Origin of the sequence: Kribbella alba (assembly GCF_039529635.1) — a bacterium.
Lineage (GTDB): Bacteria > Actinomycetota > Actinomycetes > Propionibacteriales > Kribbellaceae > Kribbella > Kribbella alba.
Map to the genome: position 1 here is coordinate 484,904 of NZ_BAAANE010000004.1, position 23,838 is coordinate 508,741.

At 66.9% G+C, this 23,838-nt stretch carries 25 protein-coding genes and 1 tRNA gene; 5 read left to right on the forward strand and 21 right to left on the reverse strand.

Annotation, left to right across the window (positions count from 1 at the left end):
- Nucleotides 1-101: 101 nt before the first annotated feature.
- The 5 genes from ABD210_RS09005 to ABD210_RS09025 all read right to left on the reverse strand — a co-directional run bounded on the left by ABD210_RS09005 (nt 102) and on the right by ABD210_RS09025 (nt 3,206).
- On the reverse strand, nt 102-1,088 hold the full coding sequence (locus tag ABD210_RS09005; RefSeq protein WP_344110513.1) for a response regulator transcription factor: 987 nt from the start codon (nt 1,086-1,088) through the stop codon (nt 102-104).
- Between the two features lie 160 nt (nt 1,089-1,248).
- Nucleotides 1,249-1,428 (reverse strand): hypothetical protein, encoded by a 180-nt coding sequence (locus ABD210_RS09010; protein ID WP_344110514.1) that lies wholly within the window; start codon nt 1,426-1,428, stop codon nt 1,249-1,251.
- A 19-nt stretch (nt 1,429-1,447) separates the two neighbouring features.
- On the reverse strand, nt 1,448-1,828 hold the full coding sequence (locus tag ABD210_RS09015) for a hypothetical protein (RefSeq protein WP_344110515.1): 381 nt from the start codon (nt 1,826-1,828) through the stop codon (nt 1,448-1,450).
- Between the two features lie 129 nt (nt 1,829-1,957).
- Nucleotides 1,958-2,812 carry a hypothetical protein gene (locus ABD210_RS09020; RefSeq protein WP_344110516.1) on the reverse strand — a complete coding sequence of 285 codons (855 nt, stop codon included), beginning with the start codon at nt 2,810-2,812 and terminating at the stop codon, nt 1,958-1,960.
- A 10-nt stretch (nt 2,813-2,822) separates the two neighbouring features.
- Entirely contained in the window at nt 2,823-3,206 is a 384-nt protein-coding gene (locus ABD210_RS09025; protein ID WP_344110517.1) for a hypothetical protein, read from the reverse strand.
- 66 nt (nt 3,207-3,272) lie between these two features.
- Between ABD210_RS09025 and ABD210_RS09030 the strand changes: the two genes are divergently transcribed.
- Nucleotides 3,273-3,830: a group II truncated hemoglobin gene (locus ABD210_RS09030; protein ID WP_344110518.1), complete on the forward strand. Its 558-nt coding sequence runs from the start codon at nt 3,273-3,275 to the stop codon at nt 3,828-3,830.
- Between the two features lie 153 nt (nt 3,831-3,983).
- Nucleotides 3,984-4,190, forward strand: coding sequence for a DUF4177 domain-containing protein (locus ABD210_RS09035; RefSeq protein ID WP_344110519.1), 207 nt, complete (start codon nt 3,984-3,986; stop codon nt 4,188-4,190).
- A gap of 276 nt (nt 4,191-4,466) precedes the next feature.
- On the opposite strand, the gene ABD210_RS09040 is transcribed toward ABD210_RS09035, so the two are convergent.
- Nucleotides 4,467-4,826 (reverse strand): YciI family protein, encoded by a 360-nt coding sequence (locus tag ABD210_RS09040; RefSeq protein WP_344110520.1) that lies wholly within the window; start codon nt 4,824-4,826, stop codon nt 4,467-4,469.
- A 410-nt stretch (nt 4,827-5,236) separates the two neighbouring features.
- Between ABD210_RS09040 and ABD210_RS09045 the strand changes: the two genes are divergently transcribed.
- A complete protein-coding gene (locus ABD210_RS09045) occupies nt 5,237-5,500 on the forward strand; it encodes a hypothetical protein (RefSeq protein WP_344110521.1) in 264 nt (87 codons plus the stop codon).
- A gap of 277 nt (nt 5,501-5,777) precedes the next feature.
- Here the strand turns inward: ABD210_RS09045 and ABD210_RS09050 are convergent, their stop codons facing one another.
- Together ABD210_RS09050 and ABD210_RS09055 are read right to left on the reverse strand one after the other, a co-directional pair.
- Nucleotides 5,778-6,452, reverse strand: a complete 675-nt coding sequence (locus tag ABD210_RS09050; RefSeq protein ID WP_344110522.1) for a PIN domain-containing protein — start codon at nt 6,450-6,452, stop codon at nt 5,778-5,780.
- A 291-nt stretch (nt 6,453-6,743) separates the two neighbouring features.
- Nucleotides 6,744-7,226, reverse strand: coding sequence for a winged helix-turn-helix transcriptional regulator (locus ABD210_RS09055; protein WP_344110523.1), 483 nt, complete (start codon nt 7,224-7,226; stop codon nt 6,744-6,746).
- Between the two features lie 54 nt (nt 7,227-7,280).
- On the opposite strand from ABD210_RS09055, the gene ABD210_RS09060 reads away from it, so the two are divergent.
- Nucleotides 7,281-7,808 carry a cupin domain-containing protein gene (locus ABD210_RS09060; protein ID WP_344110524.1) on the forward strand — a complete coding sequence of 176 codons (528 nt, stop codon included), beginning with the start codon at nt 7,281-7,283 and terminating at the stop codon, nt 7,806-7,808.
- Between the two features lie 8 nt (nt 7,809-7,816).
- Here the strand turns inward: ABD210_RS09060 and ABD210_RS09065 are convergent, their stop codons facing one another.
- The 11 genes from ABD210_RS09065 to ABD210_RS09115 form a co-directional block, all read right to left on the reverse strand.
- Nucleotides 7,817-8,725 (reverse strand): SDR family NAD(P)-dependent oxidoreductase, encoded by a 909-nt coding sequence (locus ABD210_RS09065; RefSeq protein ID WP_344110525.1) that lies wholly within the window; start codon nt 8,723-8,725, stop codon nt 7,817-7,819.
- A 72-nt stretch (nt 8,726-8,797) separates the two neighbouring features.
- Nucleotides 8,798-9,262 carry a nitroreductase/quinone reductase family protein gene (locus ABD210_RS09070; protein ID WP_344110526.1) on the reverse strand — a complete coding sequence of 155 codons (465 nt, stop codon included), beginning with the start codon at nt 9,260-9,262 and terminating at the stop codon, nt 8,798-8,800.
- Between the two features lie 190 nt (nt 9,263-9,452).
- The gene (locus ABD210_RS09075; protein WP_344110527.1) at nt 9,453-12,233 is read right to left on the reverse strand and encodes an AAA family ATPase; all 2,781 of its coding nucleotides are present in this window, start codon (nt 12,231-12,233) and stop codon (nt 9,453-9,455) included.
- A 98-nt stretch (nt 12,234-12,331) separates the two neighbouring features.
- Nucleotides 12,332-12,404, reverse strand: a tRNA-Ala gene (locus ABD210_RS09080).
- 71 nt (nt 12,405-12,475) lie between these two features.
- Nucleotides 12,476-13,282, reverse strand: coding sequence for a divisome protein SepX/GlpR (gene sepX / locus ABD210_RS09085; protein ID WP_344110528.1), 807 nt, complete (start codon nt 13,280-13,282; stop codon nt 12,476-12,478).
- A 98-nt stretch (nt 13,283-13,380) separates the two neighbouring features.
- Nucleotides 13,381-13,995 (reverse strand): GNAT family N-acetyltransferase, encoded by a 615-nt coding sequence (locus tag ABD210_RS09090; protein ID WP_344110529.1) that lies wholly within the window; start codon nt 13,993-13,995, stop codon nt 13,381-13,383.
- Nucleotides 13,995-14,483 carry a MogA/MoaB family molybdenum cofactor biosynthesis protein gene (locus ABD210_RS09095; protein ID WP_344110530.1) on the reverse strand — a complete coding sequence of 163 codons (489 nt, stop codon included), beginning with the start codon at nt 14,481-14,483 and terminating at the stop codon, nt 13,995-13,997. Before ABD210_RS09095 ends, ABD210_RS09090 begins: the two co-directional genes overlap by 1 nt.
- Nucleotides 14,480-14,962: a cyclic pyranopterin monophosphate synthase MoaC gene (gene moaC, locus ABD210_RS09100; RefSeq protein ID WP_344110531.1), complete on the reverse strand. Its 483-nt coding sequence runs from the start codon at nt 14,960-14,962 to the stop codon at nt 14,480-14,482. Before moaC ends, ABD210_RS09095 begins: the two co-directional genes overlap by 4 nt.
- On the reverse strand, nt 14,959-16,185 hold the full coding sequence (glp, locus tag ABD210_RS09105) for a molybdotransferase-like divisome protein Glp (RefSeq protein ID WP_344110532.1): 1,227 nt from the start codon (nt 16,183-16,185) through the stop codon (nt 14,959-14,961). Before glp ends, moaC begins: the two co-directional genes overlap by 4 nt.
- A gap of 10 nt (nt 16,186-16,195) precedes the next feature.
- Nucleotides 16,196-16,666, reverse strand: a complete 471-nt coding sequence (locus ABD210_RS09110; protein WP_344110533.1) for a GNAT family N-acetyltransferase — start codon at nt 16,664-16,666, stop codon at nt 16,196-16,198.
- Entirely contained in the window at nt 16,659-18,047 is a 1,389-nt protein-coding gene (locus tag ABD210_RS09115) for a UTP--glucose-1-phosphate uridylyltransferase (RefSeq protein ID WP_344110534.1), read from the reverse strand. The genes ABD210_RS09110 and ABD210_RS09115 overlap by 8 nt, the downstream gene beginning before the upstream one ends.
- A gap of 59 nt (nt 18,048-18,106) precedes the next feature.
- Here ABD210_RS09115 and ABD210_RS09120 point away from each other — a divergent pair, with 59 nt between their 5' ends.
- Nucleotides 18,107-18,658: a 5-formyltetrahydrofolate cyclo-ligase gene (locus tag ABD210_RS09120; protein WP_344110535.1), complete on the forward strand. Its 552-nt coding sequence runs from the start codon at nt 18,107-18,109 to the stop codon at nt 18,656-18,658.
- An 18-nt stretch (nt 18,659-18,676) separates the two neighbouring features.
- Here the strand turns inward: ABD210_RS09120 and ABD210_RS09125 are convergent, their stop codons facing one another.
- Together ABD210_RS09125 and ABD210_RS09130 are read right to left on the reverse strand one after the other, a co-directional pair.
- The gene (locus tag ABD210_RS09125) at nt 18,677-21,208 is read right to left on the reverse strand and encodes a penicillin acylase family protein (protein WP_344110536.1); all 2,532 of its coding nucleotides are present in this window, start codon (nt 21,206-21,208) and stop codon (nt 18,677-18,679) included.
- 91 nt (nt 21,209-21,299) lie between these two features.
- On the reverse strand, nt 21,300-23,627 hold the full coding sequence (locus tag ABD210_RS09130) for a hypothetical protein (RefSeq protein ID WP_344110537.1): 2,328 nt from the start codon (nt 23,625-23,627) through the stop codon (nt 21,300-21,302).
- Nucleotides 23,628-23,838 lie beyond the last annotated feature (211 nt).

The following is a 23,838-nucleotide window of genomic DNA, read 5'->3' on the forward strand; positions in this document are numbered from 1 at the left end:
CTCCAGTTCAGAGGAGGGCTACCCGCTCACCTTTCGGCTCCTCGATGAACTACGCGCCACCCCTGGATGAACATCCCTTTCTGAGAACAGACTGCTCACGCTCAGCGAGCGAGGTACTTCCGAATGTCATCGGCCACCTGCGCCCGGTTGGCCATCCCGTACTTCTTCAGGATCGCGCTGAGGTGTGTCTTGACTGTGTTCAGGCTGATCCCGAGCTCCGCGGCGAGCTGATCGTTGTCCAGTCCGTCCACCAGCAGAACCGCTACGCCTTGCTGGGCGCGCGTGAGAGTCCGGTAGCGCCGTTCGGGTCCCTCGTCGGTGTCCAGCAGCATTTCGATCAGCTCCGACTGGATCTGCTCGGTGGCCCGGACGATCCGGGTCAGGTGCCCTTGGACCGCCGCGCTGGCTGCCTCCGGCTCGGCCATCGCCTCGCCGGCGATCTCCCGGAGCGAGGCGATCCGGTGAGCCAGGTACTCCATGACGTGATCCGAAGTCAGCAGGTTCGGACCTTCCTCGCCAGCCGGCAACCGCCGCAATGCCTCCCGGTCCTCCACCTCGCGGGTCAGCACCCGCGCCACCACACCGCAGAGCCACTCGAACGCCCGCACGACGTTGTCGTCGTAGCTGTTCGGTTCGTAGCTGTGCATCGAGAGCATCCCGAAGAGCTGGTCCGGTCCACTCTTCGCGGGCCGGAAGATCGGCACGGTCACCGCGTCCTGCGAAATCCTTCCGACATCACCGATCGGCACCCCGCGCCGCAACACCGCGCCGCTGTCGTAGGCCAGCCGGTACGTCTGCCGATGGTTGAGCAGCCAGGCCGTCTGACCGTTCGGGCCGAAGTTGTGCGTGTCGGGATCGATGTACTTCCCACTGTCGTAGGCGTACGGGAAGCGCACCCGGCTGGACCCCTGCAGGAAGCCGACGTAGAAGGTGTCGACCCGGGCGATCTTGCCGGTCACCGCGCGGATGTAGTCGTAAAGGCCGTAGTGGTCGCCGCGAAACAGCGCCTCGATCTTGTGGTACGCCTCGCGCAGGATGATCGCGGTCTCTGCATCGACCCGCAAAGGGGCGGGTCTGTTCTCATCCACGGCGGCACGATCCCCTCATCAGCATCCACCGTGCACTATGCCGCCGTCACGCTCGGTTGCCAAGTGTCAAACGACCGCTCCAGTCATCGAGCCAGCCGGCACCAGCTCGGCTCATCGCCCCAGACCGACAGCGGATCGACGTACGGCCGCAGCAGTGCGGTCAGCTCGGCGTCGTCGTTCCCGCGCAGCTGATCGCATGCGATTCGCCCGTACTACGGGCCGCGGCGTACAGGTCATTCGCCGAAACGTGGCCGTCGGCCAAGAAGCCGACGAGCCGTGAGACGAGGACGAACACCTTGTCCACGAGGTATCGACAACGGCCGCCCACCGACTCTCTCATCCGGCCGGGTGACCTGCGCTCAAACCGGGGCCGTCGAGCCGAACCAGAAGGATTCTCCGACGATCCGGGCCAGCCCGAGCTGGTCGAATCCGTCGCGGCCGCGGGCGGTGAGAACGAGTCCGATAGCGATGTGCGCCATTTCGGTGTGCTTGAACCCGTAGGCCCCGGCCACCGCCCTCGCGAAGCTCACCACCTGGTTGAGCTCGTTCGGTGTGTAGCTCACCGCCGCCGGCCGGAGTCCCTCCACGTCCTCGGCCGAACTCCTCACCACCACCCGCGACCACTCCTCTGATGCCACGATGTCGAGCCCGAGGATCAACCGCTCCCGTTCCCCCATGGAGTCAGGCAAACCCTCGGCAACCGCCAACAACCGCTCAGCGCCCCCGTTGAGTTCCGGCACCTGTGACACCCCTCCCCCGTCCCTAGGCTTCACCCTTCCACGGCCGACCACGCTCCGCTATCGCCCGAGGCATGACATTGAGCTCTCACCCACCTCACCCCAGGAATTAGGTACTTGCGAGTCCCCTAATCAGGTGGCTGCTCCCCAGGCCGGCACCAGGATGAACCGCAGGCTGGTGCAGCCGGTGTGTTGAACAAGGACATCCGATCCCGCATCGGCACTACCGAGCTTGAGAACGGTGATCGGGGTCGTCACCGGACAGTCCTTGCCTAGTTGGGTTCCGAGCGCTTCGCGTCCTTGCTGCGTAAGACTGATCGTCGACCGTTCAGGGGCGGCCAGCACCGCTGGTTCCGCAGTACTGGCGATGACCTTCGCCGGTGGATTGGCCGCCCAGGCGAAGACGCCGACGCCGAGTGCGGCGATCGCCCCGCCGGCCACGATCGTTATCCGGGCAAGCCGCCACAGCCTGGCAAGCTCACGGTAGGAGGAGACGTCGACAAGGTTCTTGGCGATACTGTGAAGCGCCACCACGCGAGCGTTGGCGGTCACGAACTTCTCTCTTCTGTCGTCGTTCGAGAGCTCGGCCAAGTGCGCGGCGTACTTCCGTTCCCGGTCCTCGATCGCCTCGACGTACTCGTCCTTGAGTGCCTTCACATCGGTGCGATTGTCGAGGAGTGTCTCGTCGGTGATCGCATCCCTTGCACCCTTTGGTGGGTCGGTGGCGAGCTCTTTGAGACTGACGGCCGGCGCTGCTGCCGTGTTGATCGTGGCAACGAGGATGATGCCGCTGCCGATCGCCGCGATCGCGGCACCGACTACCGCCGTCCAGAAGCGGTCGCTCCACAGTTGCAGCGCGCCGATGTCGCTCAGTTGCGAGCCCGCGACCAGGACACCCCCGAGTGCGGCCAGGCTGATCGTCAGCCACTTGGCCGTCTCGCGGATCCTTTCCGATGCGGCGTCCAGCGTCGACTGTGCCTCCGCCATCGTGGGGCCCCTACCCGTCGAGCTGAATGACGACAGCGGTGACGTCGTCGCTCTGGGCGTCGGACAGACTCTCCAGGACCGAATCCAACTGGGACAGCGACGGCCCATCGTAGGAGTCGGTCCGGGCAATCACCTTGCCTTCCGCCCAGTCGCTCCGCCAGCCATCGACCTGTTCCAGCAGATACTCGTCGCCGGCCGACATCACCCGGACCCCGAGCAGCGGCCCAACCGGCGTATAACCGGCCGGCCCCGCTGCCGCCCCGCCCCCCGGCTGACCAGCCACCGGCCCCACTCCCGCCGGCGGCGCCCCCGCGTGCACATGCACCACGAGCTTCTTCACCTTGAACACGAACGGATCAACCCCGTTCGTAAAGATGTGCAGATCCTTGCTCATGCTTCCCCCCACAGGAATGTGACCAGGAGTGATCACACAGTGAGAGTGACATACAGTGATCCCGCTGTGAAGCAGTCGACTCTGCCGTTCTGCTGGACGCACTCGCCGGTCGCCCTGCAGCCTTGGGGGATGGAGATCGCGTCGGAACAATCGTCCGGTTCGGGCCAAGGTCCAGAGCCTGCCCAGAAGTCGCTCTACGAGCACGCCGGCGGGTGGAGTGCGCTTCGCGGGTTCGTCGACATCTTCTATACCGACGTACTAGCCGATCCGCTGCTCCAACCGCTGTTCGGCAGCGGCCGGCCAGAGCACGTCGACCACCTCACCGCCTTCGATGCCGAGTCGTTCGGTGGTCCCGACGACTTCAGCCGCAGCGTCGGATTCGCCCAGCTCATCGACGCCCACCGCGGCCTGGCAATCGCAGAACCCCAACGCGTCCGCTTCGTCGAGCTCTACCTGGCAGCAGCCGACAAGGCGGGCCTACCTGCCGACCACGCCTTCCGAACTGCCCTGAGGGAGCACGTCGAGTTCGGCTCCAGAGTCGCAGTACAGAACTCCCACGCCCAAACCGAAGCCGACCTGCACCCCCTCCGCGAAGTCCCCCACTGGCACTGGCCGGACTCCTGACCAGCCAGACGGCGGCGTCATCGAAGCCTGGACTGGCCACCGCGGCGGCGCGGCGCCGACCGTAGCCGATCGGCGTGAGGCTGTCGTGTACTACGCGGAACACGACACCTACCTGCCGCCCGACGACATGCTCTCTCCTCGAAGATAGGCACTATGAAACGACCAGAGCAGGCCGGACCACCCCGTGAGTACACCGGTCCTCGGTTCGAGTACAAGGTCTTCCAGAAGATGACCCTCCTCAAGAGCGAGCGCAAGCTCAACGAGCTGGGCGAGGAGGGCTGGGAGCTGGTCGCGATTCAGAACGACACCAGCTTTGGCGGCGGTGGAGCCAACTACGTCTTCAAGAGGGAGTACCGGTGAAGGGCTGACGGGATTCGCCCCCTGGCCTCCCTCCCTGCGGACTCGGAGCGGCACGGTCAGGAGTGGTTGTCACCTCCTCGAACTCCATCGCAATGATCGGCGTCTGACTGGCCGTTGGCGGACTCACCCGGGCCCGGTGAGCCCGGGTGATCGCCTTGCATGCCTCGCTCTGGAAGGGCCGCACTTCGACCCTGCCTTTGTCCCGGCACGCCTTTGGAGGCATGCTTCAGGGCGCCGTCTCGCGTGGCAGGCCGTGCGCGGGTAGCAGGTCCTGCATCAACGTGATTTCTCTAGGTCAGGCCGTCGGAACGGGAAGAACTCGCGCACGTCTTGCGCACAGCGGCAGGCGACCGCGACCTTTGCGGCCCACTCCAGGGCCGCCTCCCAGGTGGGTACATCGACAACGAAGACGCCGCCGATGAGCTCCTTGCTCTCCGGGTACGGGCCATCGGTGATCATCCCGTCGGTCGCCACAACGGCGTGCTTCGCGCCGTAGTCCAGCCCGCCGCTGAAGACGAACACGCCTGCATCCTTGGCCTCCTGGACCACAGCGTGGGCGTCCTCGGCCACGTCAGGCAGGTCCTCTTCGGGGAAGTCCATCGCACCGTCTTCGAACGAGATCAGGTACCACGTCATCTCATCACTCCTTGTCCCGGCGGCCTCCTTCCGGCCGCGCCTCTCACCTCTGCTACGAACGCCTCACTCCGGATCCGACAGGTTGCCGGAAGAATTCTGACAGCGACCGGTCTATGAGGGTTACGCGTCAAACCGCGCGGGCAGTCCTCCGGCATCGCGCCGATAGCTGCCGACCTCAGGTTGGCCGGTAGGGGTCACGGGTCGAGCTTGCTCGATCGCGCAGCGACGCCGAAGGCGCCCTTGAGGCATGTCGAGTCGTACCGCATTTCCCATGATTGCTAGCGGGGCGGCGCGGGAGCCCTACGGTCAGACGGCAGACGACCTGAGCTACGGACGGACCGGCCACAACCGACACAGCGGCACCGGCGGAGACGAGCCCGACGACAGCCCCGACCGACACCGAACCCAACGTGGCGAAGGTCGGTGCGACGCAATGGTTCACGTACAGCGACGGCCTGAAGGCCCAGGTCACCAGCCTCAAGCGGTTCCGTATCAGCCAGTACGCAGCCGGTGGAAAGCCGGGCGATATCGGAGTCATCGTGACAGTCACCTTGCAGAAAAGCGCATCCAGCACCTTCGACACGAGCCGGGCCGAGGTGATCGCGAGCGGAGCCAATGGCGACCAGGCGGACACGGTCTTCGACTCGGACCAGAACCTGGCCGGAGGCTTCTAGGGTTCGATCCCGCCCGGCAAGAAGAAGACCGCCCGGTATGGCTTCGCGATCCCGAAGGCCAACATCGGCTCGACGCTGCAGATCGAGATCGCACCCGGATGGGACTACGACGGCAGCCACTTCGAGGGCAAGGTCTCGGCTTGACGAACCCGCTGACAGAACTTCCTCGAACTTTGTGCACGAACTGAGTACCGGCAGGCGAGTGGACACTCAGGCTGTACGGCTCCGGGGAGTGAACGTTGCTCCCCGGAGCGACTGCTGCTTTGCACGCAGATGTTCAGCTGTACTTGTTGCGATCGATGCAGTTCAGGAAGTTGGCCTCAGTCAGCCGGGTGTTCCAAATCCGCTGCGAACGATCGCTGGGCCGGAGCTCGTAGGTATTCTCTCCGGCCACATACCAGGAGAAGGTCTCGACCTTGGCCGTCCCCAGCGACAGGACCTCATCGACCGCGGGGACCAGGTCGCTGTCCAGCGATGCGAGGATGACCAGATCGGCATCGTCGCGTAGTGCATGCCGCACGAGGGCGAGGGCGCACAGTACGTCGACGCCCTTCTCCGACGGAGGCCCGACCGGAATCTTGATCCCGGTGACCGGATCGCGAACCGGACGCCCGCCGCTGTCGTACTGGTACCGGTACTTCAGAGGTCGAAGCGTCACCCTTACGCGCTTGTCACGCTCCCAGTGGGCCTTCTGAGCTTGATTCCGCGCGTACGCCCTCGGCTCGTGGTCCGGACTCGGCTCGCCGCGAAAGGCGTCCACGGATTTCAGCACGGCACAGGGGTGATCGAGCCGCTGTCGCGCGTTGCGGACCTGCAGAAGCTGCTGAGCGAAGAACAACGGATCGACAAGTGCGTCGTGCTTCGGTCCGTATTTGGTCGCCTGGAAGCGTTGATGGCCGGTCAGGTGGACGTTCTGATAGTCGATCACCACGACGGCACGCAGGTCTTGCATCCGGCCCCCCGAAAGAAAAAGCCCCACCAGTCCCGGAGGACGGTGGGGAGCTAGAGCGCAATAATGACACGCCTGCCCAGCAGAGGCAACTTGGCCAGCCGACCGTGAAACACAGCGACACAGAAGCAACATAGCCATGCAAGAGGCCGGGCTCCCGAGGTGGGAGACCGGCCTGTTGCACCACCTGAAGACAGCTAGATCGATCCTGCGGGAGGAACGGATCCAGATGCGCCCACGGGGCTCTCGCCCGAGCAGGAAGTGGAGGCTGGAGGGCTATATGGCACGGGCCTGTCACTCAAGCGGGTGGGTGAGCGACTTGGCCCCGTAGGCGGCGCGGGCCGCGGTCACCGTCTCGAGGTTCGCATCGACCCAGTCCGCGATGTTGTAGAGGGCGACGTTCAGAGTCCGCCCGGCCTCGGTCAGCTTGTACTCGACCTTGGGCGGGGCGGACGGATACACCGTCCGGGTGATCAGCCCGTCTCGTTCGAGACCACGCAGGCTCGCGCTCAGCATTCGCTGCGTGACCGGCGCGACCGCCCGGCGCAGCTCGTTGAACCGGAGCGGACCATTGCCGAGCACCTGCAGCACGAGCACCGGCCATCTCTGACCGAGCAACCCCAGCATCGACCGGATCAGCTCACACCGCTCCGGCCTCTCAGGCACGCCGTCGACTGTCCACGCGGCCGGCTGCCCGGGCACGGCCACCTTCATCAATGTCGGTTCCTTCCGTGGTACCAGGTAGCGGAAAAGTGCGTTCTTGCCACCCAGTGTCACCGGCGGCAGGCTGATGGGTGACCCATCTCAACCCAATCAATGAGTGGTGACCGCATGAGCTTTCCCTGGTCCGACCTTCCGCACGAAGATCCGGCCTGGTTCAAGCCCGGCGCGTTCTATGTGCCCTCTGGCCAGGGCCCGACCGTCTGGGCGGCCGGTGACGTCTACACCATCAAGGCCACCGGTGCGCAGACGAACGGCGGACTCGGCTTGATCGAGGCGACCGTGCCGGCCGGCAGCGGGCCGCCGCCGCACGCGCATCCGAACGAGGAGGAGGCCTTCTACCTGCTGTCCGGCGAGCTGGAGTTCCTGGACGGTGACACCACCTTCCTCGCCGTCGCCGGCGACTTCATCCACATTCCCCGCGGCGTCCGGCACCGCTTCCACAACGTCGGCAACCACGCAGCGAGGATGCTCTTCATATTCACCCCGCCCGGGATGGAGCAGATCATCGCCGACCAGGCCGAGCCGGCCAGGCCCGGTGAACCCGTCCCGGGTGTGGACGACGAGGAATGGCTCCGTCGCTTGCCCATCATCAACGCCCTGGGTCAAGGGATCCAGCTACCCGACCCAGACATGTGAAGTCGCGTTCATCGTTCACCTGCAGGGAGTTCGAAGGTGACACCGGTCAACTGCTCGGACTGGGTCCACAGCCGCGCGGCCAGTTCGCGATTCCCGCTGATTTGTGGCGGTGACGCTACGACCGGTCGGCCGAAGATGCCGTACTTCGGTCCGTAGTACTGACCGCCGAGCGCATCCGGGTCGGTGGCCGCGCGCACTGCCGGCCGCGCGCCACGATCCTTTCCCTGGAGCGGCAACGGCAACCGGACCCTAGGCGCCCGGTTGATCCCGGGTCGAGCCGGACTGAACATGTTCAGACCGAGGCCAGGATGTGCCGCGATGGCGCGAACGTCCACTCCGGACGCCCGCAATCTGCGATCGAGCTCGAAGGCGAAGAGCAGGACGGCGTGTTTGGACTGTGCGTACGCCTTCTGCTGCGTGTAGGACTGCTCGCTCTGCAGGTCTTCAGGGTCGAACTTGGCCAGCTTGGTCGTGAGGCTGCTGACGAGGACCACTCGGCTGCCTGGCGTGGCGGCGAGGATCGGCATGGTCTGTGCCGCGAGCGCGAAGTGTCCGAGATGATTGGTGCCCACGACGAGTTCGAAGCCCTGGCGGGTGGTCCGGCGTTGCTTTCCGGCGGTGATGCCGGCGTTGTGGATCAGCCCATCCAGGCGGTCCTGTTTGGACAATTCGGCTGCAGCCGTGGCGACCGAGTCCAGGTCGGCGAGATCGAGCGGCAGGGTAGCGGCGACTGCTTTGCCGGTTTGGCTACGGATCGCGTCGGCGGCGGCCCGTGCACGGTCAGCGTTCCTGGCGAGGATCACGACCTTGGCGCCCGCGACGGTCAACTGTTCGGAGATGAAGTAACCGATTCCGGCGTTGCCGCCGGTGACCGCGTAGGTGCGGCCGGTCAGGTCGGGCGGCGATTTCCAGGTCATAACAGTGCCCATCTTTCGGAAGCCGATCTTTCGGGTGTCCTGAGTGAGCGTCGAGAGCGGCGGTCAGGGATTCTAGGCGGGAGACAGCCGGAGGATCGGCAGCACGCGGTCCGTCTTGGCTTGGTAGCCGGCATAGCGTGGCTGGCTTTCGATGATCCGCTGCCACGCCGCCTCGCGAGCTTCCCCGTCCAGTTGCTCAGCGGTCACCCGGAAGTGATCACCGGCCACCTCGATCCAGACCTGATCGGGATGCGCCGCCAGGTTGTGATACCAGCTGGGGTTGCGCGCTGACCCACCTAACGATGCGACAACCAGCCAGCTGCCGTCACGGTCTGGAAAGCGGGCCAGTGGGTTCTGCCGTTTCTGCCCCGTTTTGACACCGACGGTCGTCAGGTACAGCACGTCCATGCCCATGAACTTGTCACCGTTGCGTCGATGAGACTTGACCATCGTGCGGCTGATGAACCGCGTGAACGCGTTTGACCGAGACGGAGCACGGGATCCGCGGGTCCCGCTCGGGGTCTTTTCAAAGCTCATGGTGAGTGTCTCTCGATCGCTGGCTGATTCGGGTTCAGCGTCCTTGGCGTGGCCCTCGATCGCATCCGCCAGTGGACAGTCCTAGCGCTAGCCGAGTGGTGCGCATTGAAGCGTCGGGCAACACCCTGCCAGCGCGTCGGCCACAGACCGGTGATGACCCGCGGTGCGCCGAGAGGGATGCCGGCTGCGACTAGGACTTCGCGATGGCCGTGGGGTCGCTGGCAAGCACGTTGCCGAGCTGCTTGCGGGAGCTGATGCCTAGCTTGGTGAAGACTTTGCGCAGGTGATACTGGACCGTTCGCGGGCTGATGAACAGCCGGGTACCGATCTCCGGGTTCGACAGTCCGTCGCGGGCGAGCCGCGCGATCTGGGCCTCCTGTGCGGTGAGTTCGCCGGCAGTCTCCACCGTGCGCCTGCGGACGGTCTCGCCCGTCGCCAGCAGCTCGCGACCGGCGCGATCGGCGAACCCTTGTGCGCCCATCGAGGTGAACAATTCGTGGGCCGTACGCAGCTGTGCGCGTGCGTCGACCCGGCGGCTCTCGCGTCGCAGCCATTCGCCGTAGAGGAGGTGCGTGCGGGCGAGCTCTAGCCGCACCCGGGTGCGGCTGAGCCTCTCGATCGCCTCGCGGTAGAGACTCTCGGCGGGTTCGGCTTCACTCAAGAGGGCACGCGTACGCGCTTCGACACCAAGAGCCCAGTCCGTTCGGCTGGGGTGGGTCACCTCAACCAGCCGCCGATGAGCATCGGCTGCTATCTCGTGCTTGCCGGTGCGCGTTGCGGCCTCGACCAGCTCGCCCAACGCCAGGTACGACGTACCAATGTCCAGCGGATAGTCGGTGGCCTGTTGCGCTGCGTCCAGTGCCCACTCATAGCGGCCGAGCCCGTTGTACAGCACGGCTCTCGCCCACGCGGTGGTAGTTACGCCGACCCCTACACCACGCCGCTCGATGTCCTTGCGATTGGTCTCGACAAGTGCGGAGGCTTCGGCTTCGCGGCCGCGGACTGCGGCGAGAAAGAGGGCGCCGTACGGCGCGAGGTTGCTTCCCGTCGCCTCCGTCGCCGCCCGCAGCTCGTCGGTCAGGGTGGCTGCCACAGTCAGCTCGCCCGCGAACAGTTGACTCAAGATTCGCGATGTCAGAGCGAGGGGAAGTTCGCTGAGTGCACCGGTCTCGCGGGCGAGTTGGACGTGACGGGCGGTCAACACGCCCCAGTCCTCGTCATCCCACACGTGCAAGGCAGTGATTCCGGCCAGCCACAGCCAGCGAAGTTCCTCCGCTGCGGACATGTCGGCGCCGAAAAGCGTCAGCGCCCGTTGCAGAATGGGCAGTCCAGCCGCATAGCCGTCACAAAAGTGCGCTGCCAACCCGTCAAGGAACAGGTCGGGCGCGCACGGCGGGTGCGACGGCGGCGGAGCCGCTCGCGCGGCCAACGCCACGTCCGGTACCCCGCCGCCGGGGCTGGAAAGGCGGCCTGCAAAGGTCACGGCCGCAAGAGTCTGCAGGTAGGTCTCGCGAGCAAGGCTGACATCGAGTGGTTCGAGCCGCTTTGCCGCTTCGAGCAGCAGGTGCGGAGCCTCGCTGCCACGGCCCGAGGCAAACGCGATCTGGCCGCGCAGTAGGTCCGTCTTCGCCCGCTCCAACTCCGTGAGAGAGCCGCCTTCCGCCATGGCCAGCATCTTCAGCGCGTCGTCCGGGGCACCCGCGAGATGCTTGGCCCTGGCGGCTGCGAGCGCGCGGCGTCCCAGGTTCGCCTGGTCGAGCGTCAGTTCGGCGGAGCGTTCCAGGAAGGCGGCCGCTGCGGCCAGGCCGCCGCGTGCTTGGGCCCGTGCGGCGGAGCTTTCGAGTTCGTCGGCGATGGTTTCGTCGGGTCCCGGTGTTGCTTGGGCTCGGTGCCAGGCGCGGCGGTCCGGATCGACCTGTGGCTCGGTGGCCTGGGCCAGGGCGCGGTGGACGTCGTGCCTGTCCTGGACAGTGGCTGACCGGTAGGCGGCCGAGCGGACCAACGGGTGGCGGAAGCGCACCCGGGCGCCGAACTCGAGCATGCCTGCCTGGGCTGCCGGTGTCGCGGCCTCAGTCGGGATGTTGAGTCGCCTGGCGGCTCGCCATACCAGCAGTGGGTCGCCAAGGGGGTCGGCGGCCGCGAGAAGCAGGAGCCGCCGGGTCTGGACTGGCAGTGCGTCGATTCGGCGCCGGAAGCTGTCCTCGATCCCGGTCGAGATCGGCATCCCGGCGGGAAGCCCGAACCCGCCGGCCAGCTCGGCCGGGGTCAGTTCTTCGGTCAGTCCCAGTATCGCCAGCGGGACGCCGCGGGTCTCGCTCACGATCTGGTCCCGGACCCGCGGGTCCAGCGGCGCGGTGAGTACCGAGTCCAGCAGCGCGCCTGCGTCGGCCTCGTTCAGTGCCTGGACGGTAAGTTCGGGCAACCCGGCGAATTCGTCGCTGGGGGTGCGCGCGGCGAAGACCACGCCGACCGATTCCGCCTCCAGGCGGCGCGCGGCAAAGGTCAGGACCTGCGTGGAGGCGCTATCGAGCCACTGCTCGTCGTCCACCACACAGATCAGCGGCTGCTCCTCAGCAGCCGCAGCCAGCAGTCCGAGCACTGCCAGGCCGAGCAGGAACCGGTCTGGTGCCGGACCGGAGCTGATCCCGAACGCCGTCCGCAGTGCATCGGCCTGCGGTACCGGCAGACCGTCGAGCCGTTCCAGCATCGGCGCCACCAGTTGGTGCAGGCCGGCGAAGGCTAGCTCCATCTCAGACTGGACACCGGTGGCCCGGGCCACCGAACAGCCTGCCGCCTGCTCCACGAGGTAGTCCAGCAGCGCCGTCTTGCCCACGCCCGGCTCGCCACGCACCACCAATACCCGGCTCTCACCGGCACGAACAGTGCCGACCAACCGGTCGAGAACGTCACACTCCGCACGCCGGCCCATGAGCCCCGACGCGCGCCAACGGATGGGGGAAAGTGTGGTCATCGTCAACCCGACGCTACACGCCGCGGCGTTGCGATCGTGAGTGCGTGATGGGCCAAAGCAGAAGGCCGGTCTCATCCGAGACCGGCCGTTGTACTGGGTGGAGCTGAGGGGATTCGAACCCCTGGCCTCCTCGTTGCGAACGAGGCGCGCTACCAACTGCGCCACAGCCCCAGGATGCCGCGTTGGTGCCTTGCGACCGCGAAACTCTAACACGCAGATGGTCGCTGTCCGAAACCGGGAGGTCAGTCACCTACCGCGCGGCGGATCTCGGGTTCTTCCGCCTCGATAGCGGGCTCTGGTACTGCGCGGGCCGCTTCTGGTTCGGGGTCGGCGGTGCGGGCTGAGGAGAAGACTTCGGGGCCGGACAGGCTGATGGTGCGGACTGTCCGGTCGGGGGCCTTTTCCTTCATCACGTACGTCGGGAGCGTCACGGGCACCGGGTCCCACAGGCCCTCGGTGGCGACCGCGGGCTTGGGCTCGACCACTGGCTCGGGGGCCACCGGGAGCTTCACCTCGACCGTCAGCTCGTGGTCAGGGGACAAAGGTGCAGTAGCCGGTCCGCTCTCGTGGCGCGCCTCGGCACGCGCCCTGCGCTCAGCGGCCAAGGCAGCACGTTCACGTGCCTGGCGACGGAGCTGGACGCGGGTCAGTATGACGAACGCGACGATCAGGGTGGACGGGATCGCGACGGTCCACCACAGCAGCATTCCCAGGCCGGCCAATGCGATGACCGACAGGAGCGAAAGGGTCAGGATCGACAGCACCCGCCGGCGGCGCATCGCAGCCACCCGGCGGGCCCGGTTCGGGACATACTGCTTTGGCGGCGACGGGTCGGTCACCAAAGCCGACTCTGAACCAGCAGGCCGCACGGCATACCGCGAGCGCGACTGCACGTCGCTCTGACGTGAGAGAACGCGCGCAGCCGACGACGAGTACTTCTCCGCCGAGCGGCGCTGATTCACCTCGTCATTGCGCTTCAGCATCATCGGGACGAGGTAGGCAGCCCACGCGGCGACGATCGCCACATAGATCAGCCCTGTCGTCCCCATGCGACGACGCTAAGACCATTGACGGTTCAGGTGGGGCATGTGGGCCGGTGTGTCGCAAGAAGACTCGTGTGACTGGTGTGAATAAGCACGCAGCGTGATCAGAGCAGTCGGGCAACCAACCCCGGTCCGACTTCCTCCACGTTCAGAGCGAAGATACGGTGGTCGCGCCACTGCCCATCGATGTGCAGGAAGCGCGGCCGTTCGCCTTCGTAGCGGAAGCCGAGCTTCTCCACCACCCGCAGACTCGCCTTGTTCTCCGGACGGATCGCGACCTCGATGCGGTGCAGGCCGAGCGTGAACCAGCAGTGATCCGCGGCAAGGGCGACAGCGATCGGAACGATGCCGCGCCCGGCGTACTGCTCGTCCACCCAATAGCCGAGGTTCGCCCAGCGCGCTGAGCCATAGGTGATGCCCGAGACGGTCAACTGCCCGACGAGCGGCCACTTGGACCGCCCACCCGCGGCAGCCCCGCCGTACGTGATGACGAAAGGGAGCATCCGCCCGTACCGTGCCTGGCGGTTCCAGTCACGCGCCATCGCCCGGAATGTGCGCGCGCCGTCTTCGGCGCCGGGCGGCTGCGTCGCGTCCCACGGGCGGAGCCAACTGATGTTGCGTTGGCGGGCGGCACTCCACTCGCCGCCATCGCCGGCGCGCAGCGGCCTCAGGCCGACCAACCCGTGTCTGAGTTCCACGGGCCAGTGCACGACTGCCATCAGTCCTGGTCCGTCCGCGGGTGATCGCCGCCTCGCACCTGATCGATCGCGTGCCGCAGCACCGGTTCGAGCACGGTCAGTCCGTCCTTCACCCCACCGCGAGAACCAGGCAGGTTCACGATGACCGTCTTGCCCGCCACACCGGCCAATCCACGCGACAACGAGGCAGTGGCGACGCCCTTCGAGACACCGTAGGCACGGATGGCCTCAGCGATACCAGGGATCTCCGTCTCGAGCACTGCCGCGGTGCGTTCGGGTGTCTCGTCCGTTGGTGAGATGCCGGTGCCGCCTGTGGTCACCACCACGTCGTACGACGCCGCAACCGCCGCGACGAGAGCCTCGCCGACCGGAGCACCATCGGGCACCACCTGCGGACCGTCGACCGAGAAACCCCAGGCAGCCAGCCGTTCGGCGATCAGCGGCCCGGTCGTATCCGAGTAGATCCCGGCGGCGGCTCGGTTCGAAACGCTGATGACGAGCGCCTTCACGGGCGTTCCCAGTATCCGGTCTTGCCACCTTCTTTGGACTCCACGCGGACATCGGTGATCACGGCTGCCGGGTCGAGTGCCTTCACCATGTCGATGACGGCCAGGCCGGCGACGGTGACGGCGGTCAGGGCCTCCATCTCGACACCGGTGCGGTCCGTCGTCTTCACCGCGGCAACAATCAGTACTGCGTCGTCCGCCACCTCGAGGTCGAGCTTGACCCCGGTGATCGCGATCGGGTGGCACAGCGGGATCAGGTCGGGCGTCCGCTTCGCCCCCATGATCCCGGCGATCCGGGCAACGGCCAGCGCGTCACCCTTCGGCACTCCCTCACCGCGCAGCGCGGCGACCACCTCGGCCGAGACCAGAACCTTGCCCGAGGCAACGGCTCGGCGGGCCCCTGCCTCCTTGCCGGACACGTCGACCATCCGTGCGGCGCCGGTGGCGTCCACATGGGTCAGCCCACCCGCAGGTTCCGTCATCCGGTCTCCTCGTCCAGCAGCCAGAGCTCCGCTTGCTCGCCGGCCCGGACGGAGGTGACGTCTTCGGGCACCACGATCAGTGCGTTGGATCGGCTCAACCCGCCGAGCAGGTGTGAACCGTGGCCGCCGACTGTACTGGCCATCCACCCCTGGTCGCCGGGGGTGGCCGCTGCGCGGACGAACTGCCGTCGACCGGCAGGCGAGGAGAACCCGTTCAGCATCACCCCCGGCACCGGCGTACGGCGGTAGGGCATCGCTCCCATCAGCTTGCGCAGCGCGGGGCGGATGAAGACCTCGAAGGACACGTACGCCGAGACCGGGTTGCCCGGCAGCGTGAAGATCGGGACCTCGTCCTCGCCCATCACGCCGAAACCCTGCGGCTTGCCCGGCTGCATCGCGACCTCCGGGAAGTCGACCGTGCCGAGCTTGGACAAGACCTCCTTGACCACGTCGTACGCGCCCTTGCTCACGCCGCCCGACGTGATCACCAGGTCGGCCCGGACGAGCTGGTCCGACAGCGTGTCCATGATCTTCTTCGGATCGTCGTCCACGATGCCGACCCGGTACACCACTGCCCCGGCCTCGCGAGCCGCGGCCGCGAGCGTGTAGCTGTTGGAGTCGTAGATCTGCCCCTCGCCCAGGCGCGTGCCCGGTTCGCGAAGCTCGGCGCCGGTCGACACGACGACCACTCGCGGTCGCGGCCGGACCGTGACCCTCGCTCGCCCGACAGCCGCCAGTACTGCGATCTGCCGCGGGCCGAGCACGGTATCGGAATCCATCACCTGGTCACCCGCGCGCAGATCCTCGCCAGCACGGCGTACCGAAGCCCCCACCGCAGGCTGCTGCGTGATCCGGACCGAGGCGGTTCCGCCATCCGTCCACTCGACCGGTACGACGCTGTCGGCGCCGCGGGGCATCGGCGCGCCTGTCATGATCCGCACACAGGTCCCCGGCGTCACCACGATGTGCTCGCTCCGCCCGGCGGCGATCTCGCCGACCACGGGCAGAGTGACGGGCTTGTCCTGCGCAGCACCGGCCAGATCCGCGGCCTGTACGGCGTACCCGTCCATCGCCGAGTTGTCGAAGCCCGGCAGGCTCACGGGCGAGACGACATCCTCACAGAGCACCAGCCCGAGCGCCTCCATCAACGGCTGCTCGAACGGCGGCAGCGGCTTCACCCTGCCGAGTACTACTTCCAGATGCTCGTCAACACTGCGTCTCACCCGGTTGATCCTAGTGTGACGCCTCCGGATGGGCGCCCCAGACCATCCGAACGTCGGGGGCGCGCTCCTCGTTCGAGGCTCCGTCGGTACGGCGGACCTCCGCGAACCCACGGCGGCGGTAGAACGCCTGCGCCCGGGTGTTGCTCTGGAACGTCCACAGCGCCAGCCCGCCCGGCCGGAGGTCCTTCGCCAGTTCGACCAGCGTCGAGCCGACCCCTTGGCCGGCCGCGTCCGGGTCGACGTACAGCTGGTCGAGGTCGTCGCCGTCCAGCGTGAGCACGGCCACGATCCGCCCGTCGTCCAGCGCGACCCAGCTCTGCCCGTCCGGCAGCAGCACGTCGGCGAACCACTTCCGCACCTTCGCCTCGGTGTGGATCGCCGGCGGAAGCTGGGAGCCCACCGCATGCCGGGACCTCCACCAGACCGCGGCAGCCTCGTCCGTGTCGTACGGCTCGAGCGGCCGGATCAGCAGGTCATCCACGCAGCTCGGCCTCGTCGGGGATCTGCCGCTGCTCCCCCGGCGCCGCCTCCACCTCGACGTCGCCGATGATCACCACGTCCTTGCCGAAGGCAACATCACCCCGGACCTCGAGCCGCTCGGCCCGCACCAGCGACGGCGGCCCCGCCGGGAACCGCGTCTCGAAGTCGGCCAGGATCTTGAAGAACTCCGGGTCGAGATCGACATACGGCTCGTCGCCCTCGTGCGTGGTGGTCAGGTCGCCGGCATCGTCCAGCTCGTAGACATCCGAGCGGAGCACCAGCAGGTCGTTCGTGGTCTTCACCGGCTTGAACCGGCTCCGGTCCACGATCACGGCCTGGGACCCCTCGAATGTCTCGATCGCGGTGCCCATCCCGGTTTCGAGCTGGATCACCTCCGGCGAGCTCGAGTCAGCCGGATCGACGGTTTTCTTGTTCACGATGATCGGCAGCCCGAGGATGCCGTCGTGCCCGTCCATCAGCTCGGCCAGCCTGTCGAGGTCGATCCAGAGGTTGTTCGTGTTGAAGGTCGTGTGCAGCTTGATGTCCTGGAACGACTCGGTGTCCTCGGGCGCGACCTGCGCGCTGTCTCGCAGGATCAGCCGGCCGTCGGACTTGCGGATCGCGACGTGTCCGCCCTTGCGGTCCGACCTGGTCCGGCGGCAGACCTCCATCCCGAACGGCACGTCGTGCTCGGCCATCCAGGCGGCGATCCGCCCGTCCGGGGTGGCGCCGAGGTTGTCGGCGTTGGAGATGAACGCGTGCCGGAAACCCTGCTCGCGCAAGGCGTCGAGCGTGCCGGAGGCGACCAGCGCGGTGAAGAGGTCGCCGTGGCCGGGCGGGCACCAGGCCAGCTCGGGGTCGTCGGGCCACTCGGCCGGAGTCAGGTCGTCGGCGAACAGCTTGGGCTCCATGTTCTGCAGGAAGTCCAGCGGCAGCCCCTCGACCTCGAGGTCGGGGTAGCGACTGAGCACAGCGAGCGACTCGGCCCGGGTGCGGAACGAGTTCATCAGGACCAGCGGCAGCGGGACGTCGTACGTCTCGCGGGTGCTGAGGATCTGCCGGGCGATGATGTCGAGGAAGCTCAGCCCGTCCTTGACCGGAAGCGCCGACTTCGGCCCGGTCACCCCCATCGAGGTGCCGAGGCCGCCGTTGAGCTTGATCACCACGGTCTCGGCCAGGCCGGCCCGCATCGCGTCCGCGTCGGTGTCGAGGTTTTCGAGGTGAGGAAGATCACCTGCCGGTTCGATGTCGGACTCGTGGATCGTGCCCCGCTGGCCCGACTCGAGCAACCGGTAGTAGTGCGAGAAGACCTTGATCGCCACGTCGGCCGCACCGGCCGCGCGCATCTTCTCCTGTGCCTGTCGAAGACCTGCCTCACTCATGCATCAACCCTAGGGGACGCGTTGTAACCGCGGCATTTCGCCATCCGTACCATCTGGCTGTGTTCTCCTCCAAGACGGCCGCGCGCCAGTCGTTGCTTGCAGCCCGGAACAAATCCGCCGCCGGGACGGGGCTGCTGGACGTCGCGCGCTCGTTGCATGAGGTGCAGGTAGCCCGAAGGATCGCCTTGTATGTATCGATGGGCCCGGAACCGCAGACCGGCTCACTGATCGACTGGCTGCTGGCGTCCGGCCACGAGGTGCTGCTGCCGATCCTGTACGCCGACAACGACCTGGGCTGGGGTATCGCCCCCGGCGCGGCCGATCTGGTCCCCGGCCGCCTCGGGCTGTCGGAACCACCCGTGGACCTCGGGCCCGACACGATCGCCACCGCCGACCTGGTGATCTGCCCGGCCTTGGCGGTCGACCTCAACGGAGTACGGCTGGGGCGTGGTGGCGGTTCGTATGATCGCGCTCTCGCCAGGGTCGCCCCCGGTACGCCGATCTGGGCGGCGGTCTACGACACCGAGATCCTCGACGAGCTCCCCGCCGCTCCCCACGATCACCCGGTCCAAGCAGCCCTCACGCCCACCCGGTTAATTCACCTCAGCTAGAGGCACCGGTCTGGCAGGCTAACTCCCAGGCTTCGTCAAGGTCAGCGTGTGTTTGCGGGTTGACTCGACCGCACCCTTGGTGAACGCCCAGGGCAACGTCTGCCCCTTCACCCACAGGTCGGTCTGGTCGGTGTAGTTCGACGAGAACGCGTGGCCGGAGACGCCGGTGAGGTTGATCCACCGTGACTTGTCGAAGTCGGACAGGTCGACGACCATCCGCATCGACGGGGTCGCGGTGACGGTGTAGCCCTTGGACGCGTCCCAGCCGGTCGCGTCGACGGTGGACGAACCGCCGCCCAGCTCGTACGGGCCGCGGTTGAACAGCTTGTCGACCAGGCCGATACCGGACTTGCCCAGCGTCTGGTTCGTCAGAGTGAGCTTGTGCAGCCTGCCCCACTGCCAGTTGGAAGGTTCGCGCGCCATCTTCGTGGTGATCTCGGCCCGCGCGTTGACGAGTGCCTCGCGCAGGATGTCGTCGCGGGTCTCCCGCTGCGGCGTACCCAGGTCGTCCCACCAGCCGTTGTTCGGCTGCACGACCAGGTTGCGCATCACCTCGAACCAACGCGACCCGCCGTCCGGCCAGGCCGACTCCGGCAACTGGTCGTGGAAGGTGAGCGACAGCAGGTTGCGCCAGACGACGTTGAAGTACGCCGCGGGGGCCGAGTCCGCCGGCTGGGTGAAGTCCCAGCCGCGCAGGATGTCCTGGCCCTGCTTGTCGAAGCTGTCGGTGATGCCGATCCGGAGCAGGTACGGCACGAGCATCTCGGCGTTGCGGTTCTTCGTGTCCAGCTGGATGGCCGCCATCGAGTTCACGTCGAGCTTGCCCGCCGCACGGATCCGGTCGAGGATCTGCTGGGACCGGTAGCCGTAGTCCCACTCGTTGGTCAACTGGTACTTGTACGACTTCGGCACCACGGCCTGGTTCGCCGTCACGATGATCCCGTCGGCCGGATCGAACTCCGTCGGCATCGCCTCGAACGGGATGTAGCTGGTCCACTCGTACTTCGGGTCCCAGCCGGGCACGGGCATGTTGCCGGTGTTGCCGGCCCGTCGGATCGGAACCCGGCCGGGAGCCTGGTAGCCGATGTGACCCTCGCGGTCGGCGTACACCAGGTTCTGCGACGGCACCTCGAACATGCTCGCCGCGGTGCGGAAGGCGGCCCAACTCTGGGCGCGGTCGATCGCGAAGAGCGCGTCCGCCGTCCGGCCTGGGGTCAGCGCGGTCCAGCGCAGCGCCACGCCGTACGGCACCGGGCTCTTGCCCTTGGCGGCGAGCTCACCGGTCTGTTTCTCGTCGGCGCCGACATCGGAGATGAGCGGACCGTGCCGGGTCTCCCGGACGATGATCTTCTCGTCCTGCTTCTGGCCGGCGACCTTGAAGGTCTCGGTGCGCATCTTCAGCGGCTCGATCTTGCCGTTGTAGAGCGCACCGTTGCCGTCCAGCCGCTCGAGGTAGAGGTCCATCACGTCGGGGTTGAGGTTGGTGAAGCCCCAGGAGATCGCGCTGTTGTGGCCGATCACCACGCCCGGCAGGCCGGAGAAGCTGAAGCCGGACACGTCGAACGGGCACTGCGGGTTGAACTTGTTGCAGTGCAACCCGACCTGGGTCCAGATCCCCGGCATGGTGGCGCCCAGATGCGGGTCGTTCGCGAGCAGCGGCTTGCCGCTGGTGGTGTGCTCGCCGGACACGACCCAGGAGTTCGACCCGATGCCGTCGCCGCGGCCGAGCAGTTCAGGCAGTCCCTTGGCCACCTTGTCGACGGTGTCGAGCGACTTCAGGAAGTCTTTCGTCAACATCGGCCGACGTGCCTGGTTGTCCGGCGACGCGGAGGTGAATTTGCCGTCCGCAGCGACCGAGCCGGTCGGCAGGATCGGCTCGTTCCGGTCGTACGGGTACGCCGGGTAGAGGCTGTTGATGCTGCGCGCCGACTGAGTCGCAGCCAGCTTGGTGCGGGTGATCTCCTCGTCCATGTTGCCGCCGAGGTCCCACGCCATCGCCTTCAGCCACGCCAGCGAGTCGGCCGCGGTCCACGGCTCCGGGTGGTACTCCGTGCCCTTGAGCGACAGTACGGCGTACTCGAGGCTGAGGCCGGATCCCGAGTGCTGGTCCAGGTAGGTGTTCACGCCGCGCGCGTAGTCGTCGAGGTACTGCCGGGTGGACGGGCTGAGCAGACCCAACTCCTTCTCCGCGACCCGGCGCCAGCCCATCGTGCGGACGAACTTGTCCGTCTCCAGCGCGTCCTTGCCGAACAGCTCCGCCAGTCGGCCCGAAGTGACGTGGCGGCGGAAGTCCATCTCGAAGAACCGGTCCTGAGCGGCCACGTAGCCCTGCGCCGCGAACAGATCGCCCGGCTTGTCGGCGTAGATCTGCGGGATGCCGTTGGCGTCGCGAACCACCTCGACGTCCGCATCGAGCCCCGGCAGCTCCACCGTCCCGTCGTACGAGGGGATCGAGTGACGGACGACGAAAATGCCGGTACCCGCCACCACCAGGAGCGCAGTGGCGAGGGCGATACCGCTGGCGATGATGACTCTGAGCAGGCGACGCACGGACCCAACCGTAGAGAATGCGGTCGCACACCCCAAATGCCGCTCCCACACTGCTCACATCTCCAGCACCGTCGCCGTTGTATGCACCTGATCACTGAGGTCGAGTACCTCGCGGTCCCGGCGGCCGATCTGGACCGTGATCGTGCACGTCCGCAACCTGATAGCCGCTGCTGGACCTTCTGGGTCCGACGCCCTCAGGGCTACGTGGCGGCGTCAGCTGGTAGACGTCGACCGTGCCGGAGCTGTAGCGCCAGAGTGGCTTCAGCTCGGCGGAGGGCTGGGACACCATCTTGTCGAAGACGAGCCAGCGCACGCCGTACTTGGTCCAGAGGTAGTCCAGATCCTGCTTGGTCGGGTTGCGGAAGACCTTGTCGTTCGCTGCGAGGAGTGGCTTGTCCCAGAAGGGGCCCGTGTTGGCGTCCTTGCGGCTCTGACCGGTCGGGGTGTACGCCCAGCCCTCCACGAGCACTCGGCGTTCGGCGTACGCGGAGAGCCAGAAGTTGCGGGCGTCGCACGTCTTCTTGTCGGCGTAGACGGGCATGCAGTGCGAGTTGGTGGCCAGCCGGTCGCTGACTGCCGAGTGGTCGCGGATGTAGCGGGCAGCCTCGGCGCCCCCAGCCGGGATCTGCCGTCTGGTGTGGCGGCAGTCCGGCTGCTCCGGTCCAGACACGCACACCTTGTCTCCGACCGTCGTCACCACGGTCTCCGGGATGTACACCGAGCAGACGCCGAACACGACCAGTACTGCGAGGCCGAGCGCGAGGGTCTTCTCTTTGGTGAAGCGGATTGCGACCGCGACGACTGCGGCGACAACGAAGACGGCCAGCCAGGGTCCGATGACCTGCAGGCTGACCGAGACCACACCCTGGTTCTTGACCGGCTTGTCCGGCGTCAGAGCGCTGAGGATCTTGGCCAGGACCATGCCGCCCAGCAGTGCGAGAGCCATCCGCGGCAGCAGGGCCCGGAGGCGGACCTTGTCGAACAGCAGGGTCAGGCCCCACACCGAGCCGACGATGGCGACCGGGAAGGCTGCCCGAACGAAGTAGAGCTGGCTGAAGCCGGGGTGACGCAGCAGCGTACCCGCTGCCAGACCGGCCACCAGGAACCCGATCAGGAACACCGCCACCGGGTCCATCCAGCGCCGGTCCTTGAGGAACCCGATCATGCCCAGGCCGGCGATCGCCCAGGACACCAGAAGCGTGGCGCCCGTAGTACCGAGGACGACCAAGGCGTCGGCGCGGCTGCCATAGTGGCTGTCGAAGCCCACTCTGGTCGCCAGCGCGCGGAAGCTCTGGCCGAATGCGATGCCGACGCCGGATGAGCCTGCGCTGAACAGCACGACCTGGGCGAAGGCGAAGGCGAGCAGGGCTGCCACCGCTAGGCCCATCACCGTACGGTCGAGCTTGCGTTGAGTCAGCAGCTGCACGACGACCACAAATGCGAGAGCCGCCAGCACCATCGGCACGAACGACGCTTTGGCTCCTGCCAGAGCCGCGAGGCCTACCGCCAGCAGGATCCAGTTGCCCTTTCTGGTGTCTCCCCTGAGTAGGCAGATGACGAGCCAGATGACAGGCAGCGCGAGGACCACTGCGAAGGCGTGGGTGAGGCTGTACATGAGGACTGCCGTCGCATACGGCGCCTGGCTGATGAGGTCACGGCCGCCCCAGCCGTAGACGTCGAACGTGGTGACGACCAGCAGCAGCCAGGCGGCCAGCGGGCCGGCCCACGAACGCCTGGCCAGCCTGGTGGCGAGTGCTGCGACCGACAAGATCGGCAGAATCGCACACAGCATCGGAAACAGCCGGCGTAGCAACAGGTCCAGGTCGATACCGGTCTGCCAGTTGGTGGCAGCGACCTCGGCGTGCAGGAACCAGTGGTAGTTCAGCGACTGGCCAATGACGAACGGTATCTGGCCGGGCATGTGGTGCTTCAGTTCCGCGGCCAGGGCCAGCTGGTAGGACATGTCGCTGTACTGGAACGCGGCGTCCGGGAATGCGATCGGCTCGATCGCGAGGCCGTTGCGGGTGATCACCCAGAGGCCGAGCGCGCAAGCTGCTGCCACCGACCAGGCCCACCAGACGGGCATCGGTGCTCGGTTGCTCTGCCAATGGGGTCTGAGGCTCGGCACGGCGAGAAACGCCGCGACCGTGGCGACGGGCACGATCACCGGGAGCAGCGGTACGCCGATCGCGCGGCCGGGGATGTAGACCAGGATCGAGAGGGCCACGCCGGTCGCGGTTCCGAACGCGAGGTCGACGGCGAATCCGTCCGTGTTGCCGCGCAGCCGGCGCCAGAGCAGGACGCCTGGCAGCATGATGCCAACCGCCAGATAGAGCGAGAACAGCAGGATCGCCCACCACGGCGTGCCGTATCTGGCCAGTAGTAGGCAGGCTCCGCCCCAGCTGAGCGCGCCCGGCATCACTCTCAGTGTTCGGGCTCGGATGTCATCCAATCTCCACCCCAGTTGTCCCACAGTTGGGAGACGCCTCAAGAGGCCCTTTGGTTACCGGATTTGCAGGTACCTGCAAATCCGGTCCATACCGGCAAGGCGACTGGACTCCGGTGCCGGCGCGTGCCGTCGACTGGCCGGAATTGGAATACTTCGGGCCTGTGAAGCATTATTAGCAGTC

What these genes read in the sequence shown, in the direction of transcription:
- ABD210_RS09010 (WP_344110514.1), bottom strand. Translation starts at nt 1,428, where the DNA reads ATGAGAGAGTCGGTGGGCGGCCGTTGTCGATACCTCGTGGACAAGGTG.
- ABD210_RS09020 (WP_344110516.1), bottom strand. Translation starts at nt 2,812, where the DNA reads ATGGCGGAGGCACAGTCGACGCTGGACGCCGCATCGGAAAGGATCCGC.
- ABD210_RS09025 (WP_344110517.1), bottom strand. Translation starts at nt 3,206, where the DNA reads ATGAGCAAGGATCTGCACATCTTTACGAACGGGGTTGATCCGTTCGTG.
- ABD210_RS09035 (WP_344110519.1), top strand. Translation starts at nt 3,984, where the DNA reads ATGAAACGACCAGAGCAGGCCGGACCACCCCGTGAGTACACCGGTCCT.
- ABD210_RS09040 (WP_344110520.1), bottom strand. Translation starts at nt 4,826, where the DNA reads ATGACGTGGTACCTGATCTCGTTCGAAGACGGTGCGATGGACTTCCCC.
- ABD210_RS09050 (WP_344110522.1), bottom strand. Translation starts at nt 6,452, where the DNA reads ATGCAAGACCTGCGTGCCGTCGTGGTGATCGACTATCAGAACGTCCAC.
- ABD210_RS09060 (WP_344110524.1), top strand. Translation starts at nt 7,281, where the DNA reads ATGAGCTTTCCCTGGTCCGACCTTCCGCACGAAGATCCGGCCTGGTTC.
- ABD210_RS09065 (WP_344110525.1), bottom strand. Translation starts at nt 8,725, where the DNA reads ATGACCTGGAAATCGCCGCCCGACCTGACCGGCCGCACCTACGCGGTC.
- ABD210_RS09070 (WP_344110526.1), bottom strand. Translation starts at nt 9,262, where the DNA reads ATGAGCTTTGAAAAGACCCCGAGCGGGACCCGCGGATCCCGTGCTCCG.
- ABD210_RS09075 (WP_344110527.1), bottom strand. Translation starts at nt 12,233, where the DNA reads ATGACCACACTTTCCCCCATCCGTTGGCGCGCGTCGGGGCTCATGGGC.
- sepX (WP_344110528.1), bottom strand. Translation starts at nt 13,282, where the DNA reads ATGGGGACGACAGGGCTGATCTATGTGGCGATCGTCGCCGCGTGGGCT.
- ABD210_RS09090 (WP_344110529.1), bottom strand. Translation starts at nt 13,995, where the DNA reads ATGGCAGTCGTGCACTGGCCCGTGGAACTCAGACACGGGTTGGTCGGC.
- moaC (WP_344110531.1), bottom strand. Translation starts at nt 14,962, where the DNA reads ATGACGGAACCTGCGGGTGGGCTGACCCATGTGGACGCCACCGGCGCC.
- ABD210_RS09115 (WP_344110534.1), bottom strand. Translation starts at nt 18,047, where the DNA reads ATGAGTGAGGCAGGTCTTCGACAGGCACAGGAGAAGATGCGCGCGGCC.
- ABD210_RS09130 (WP_344110537.1), bottom strand. Translation starts at nt 23,627, where the DNA reads ATGCCGGGCGCGCTCAGCTGGGGCGGAGCCTGCCTACTACTGGCCAGA.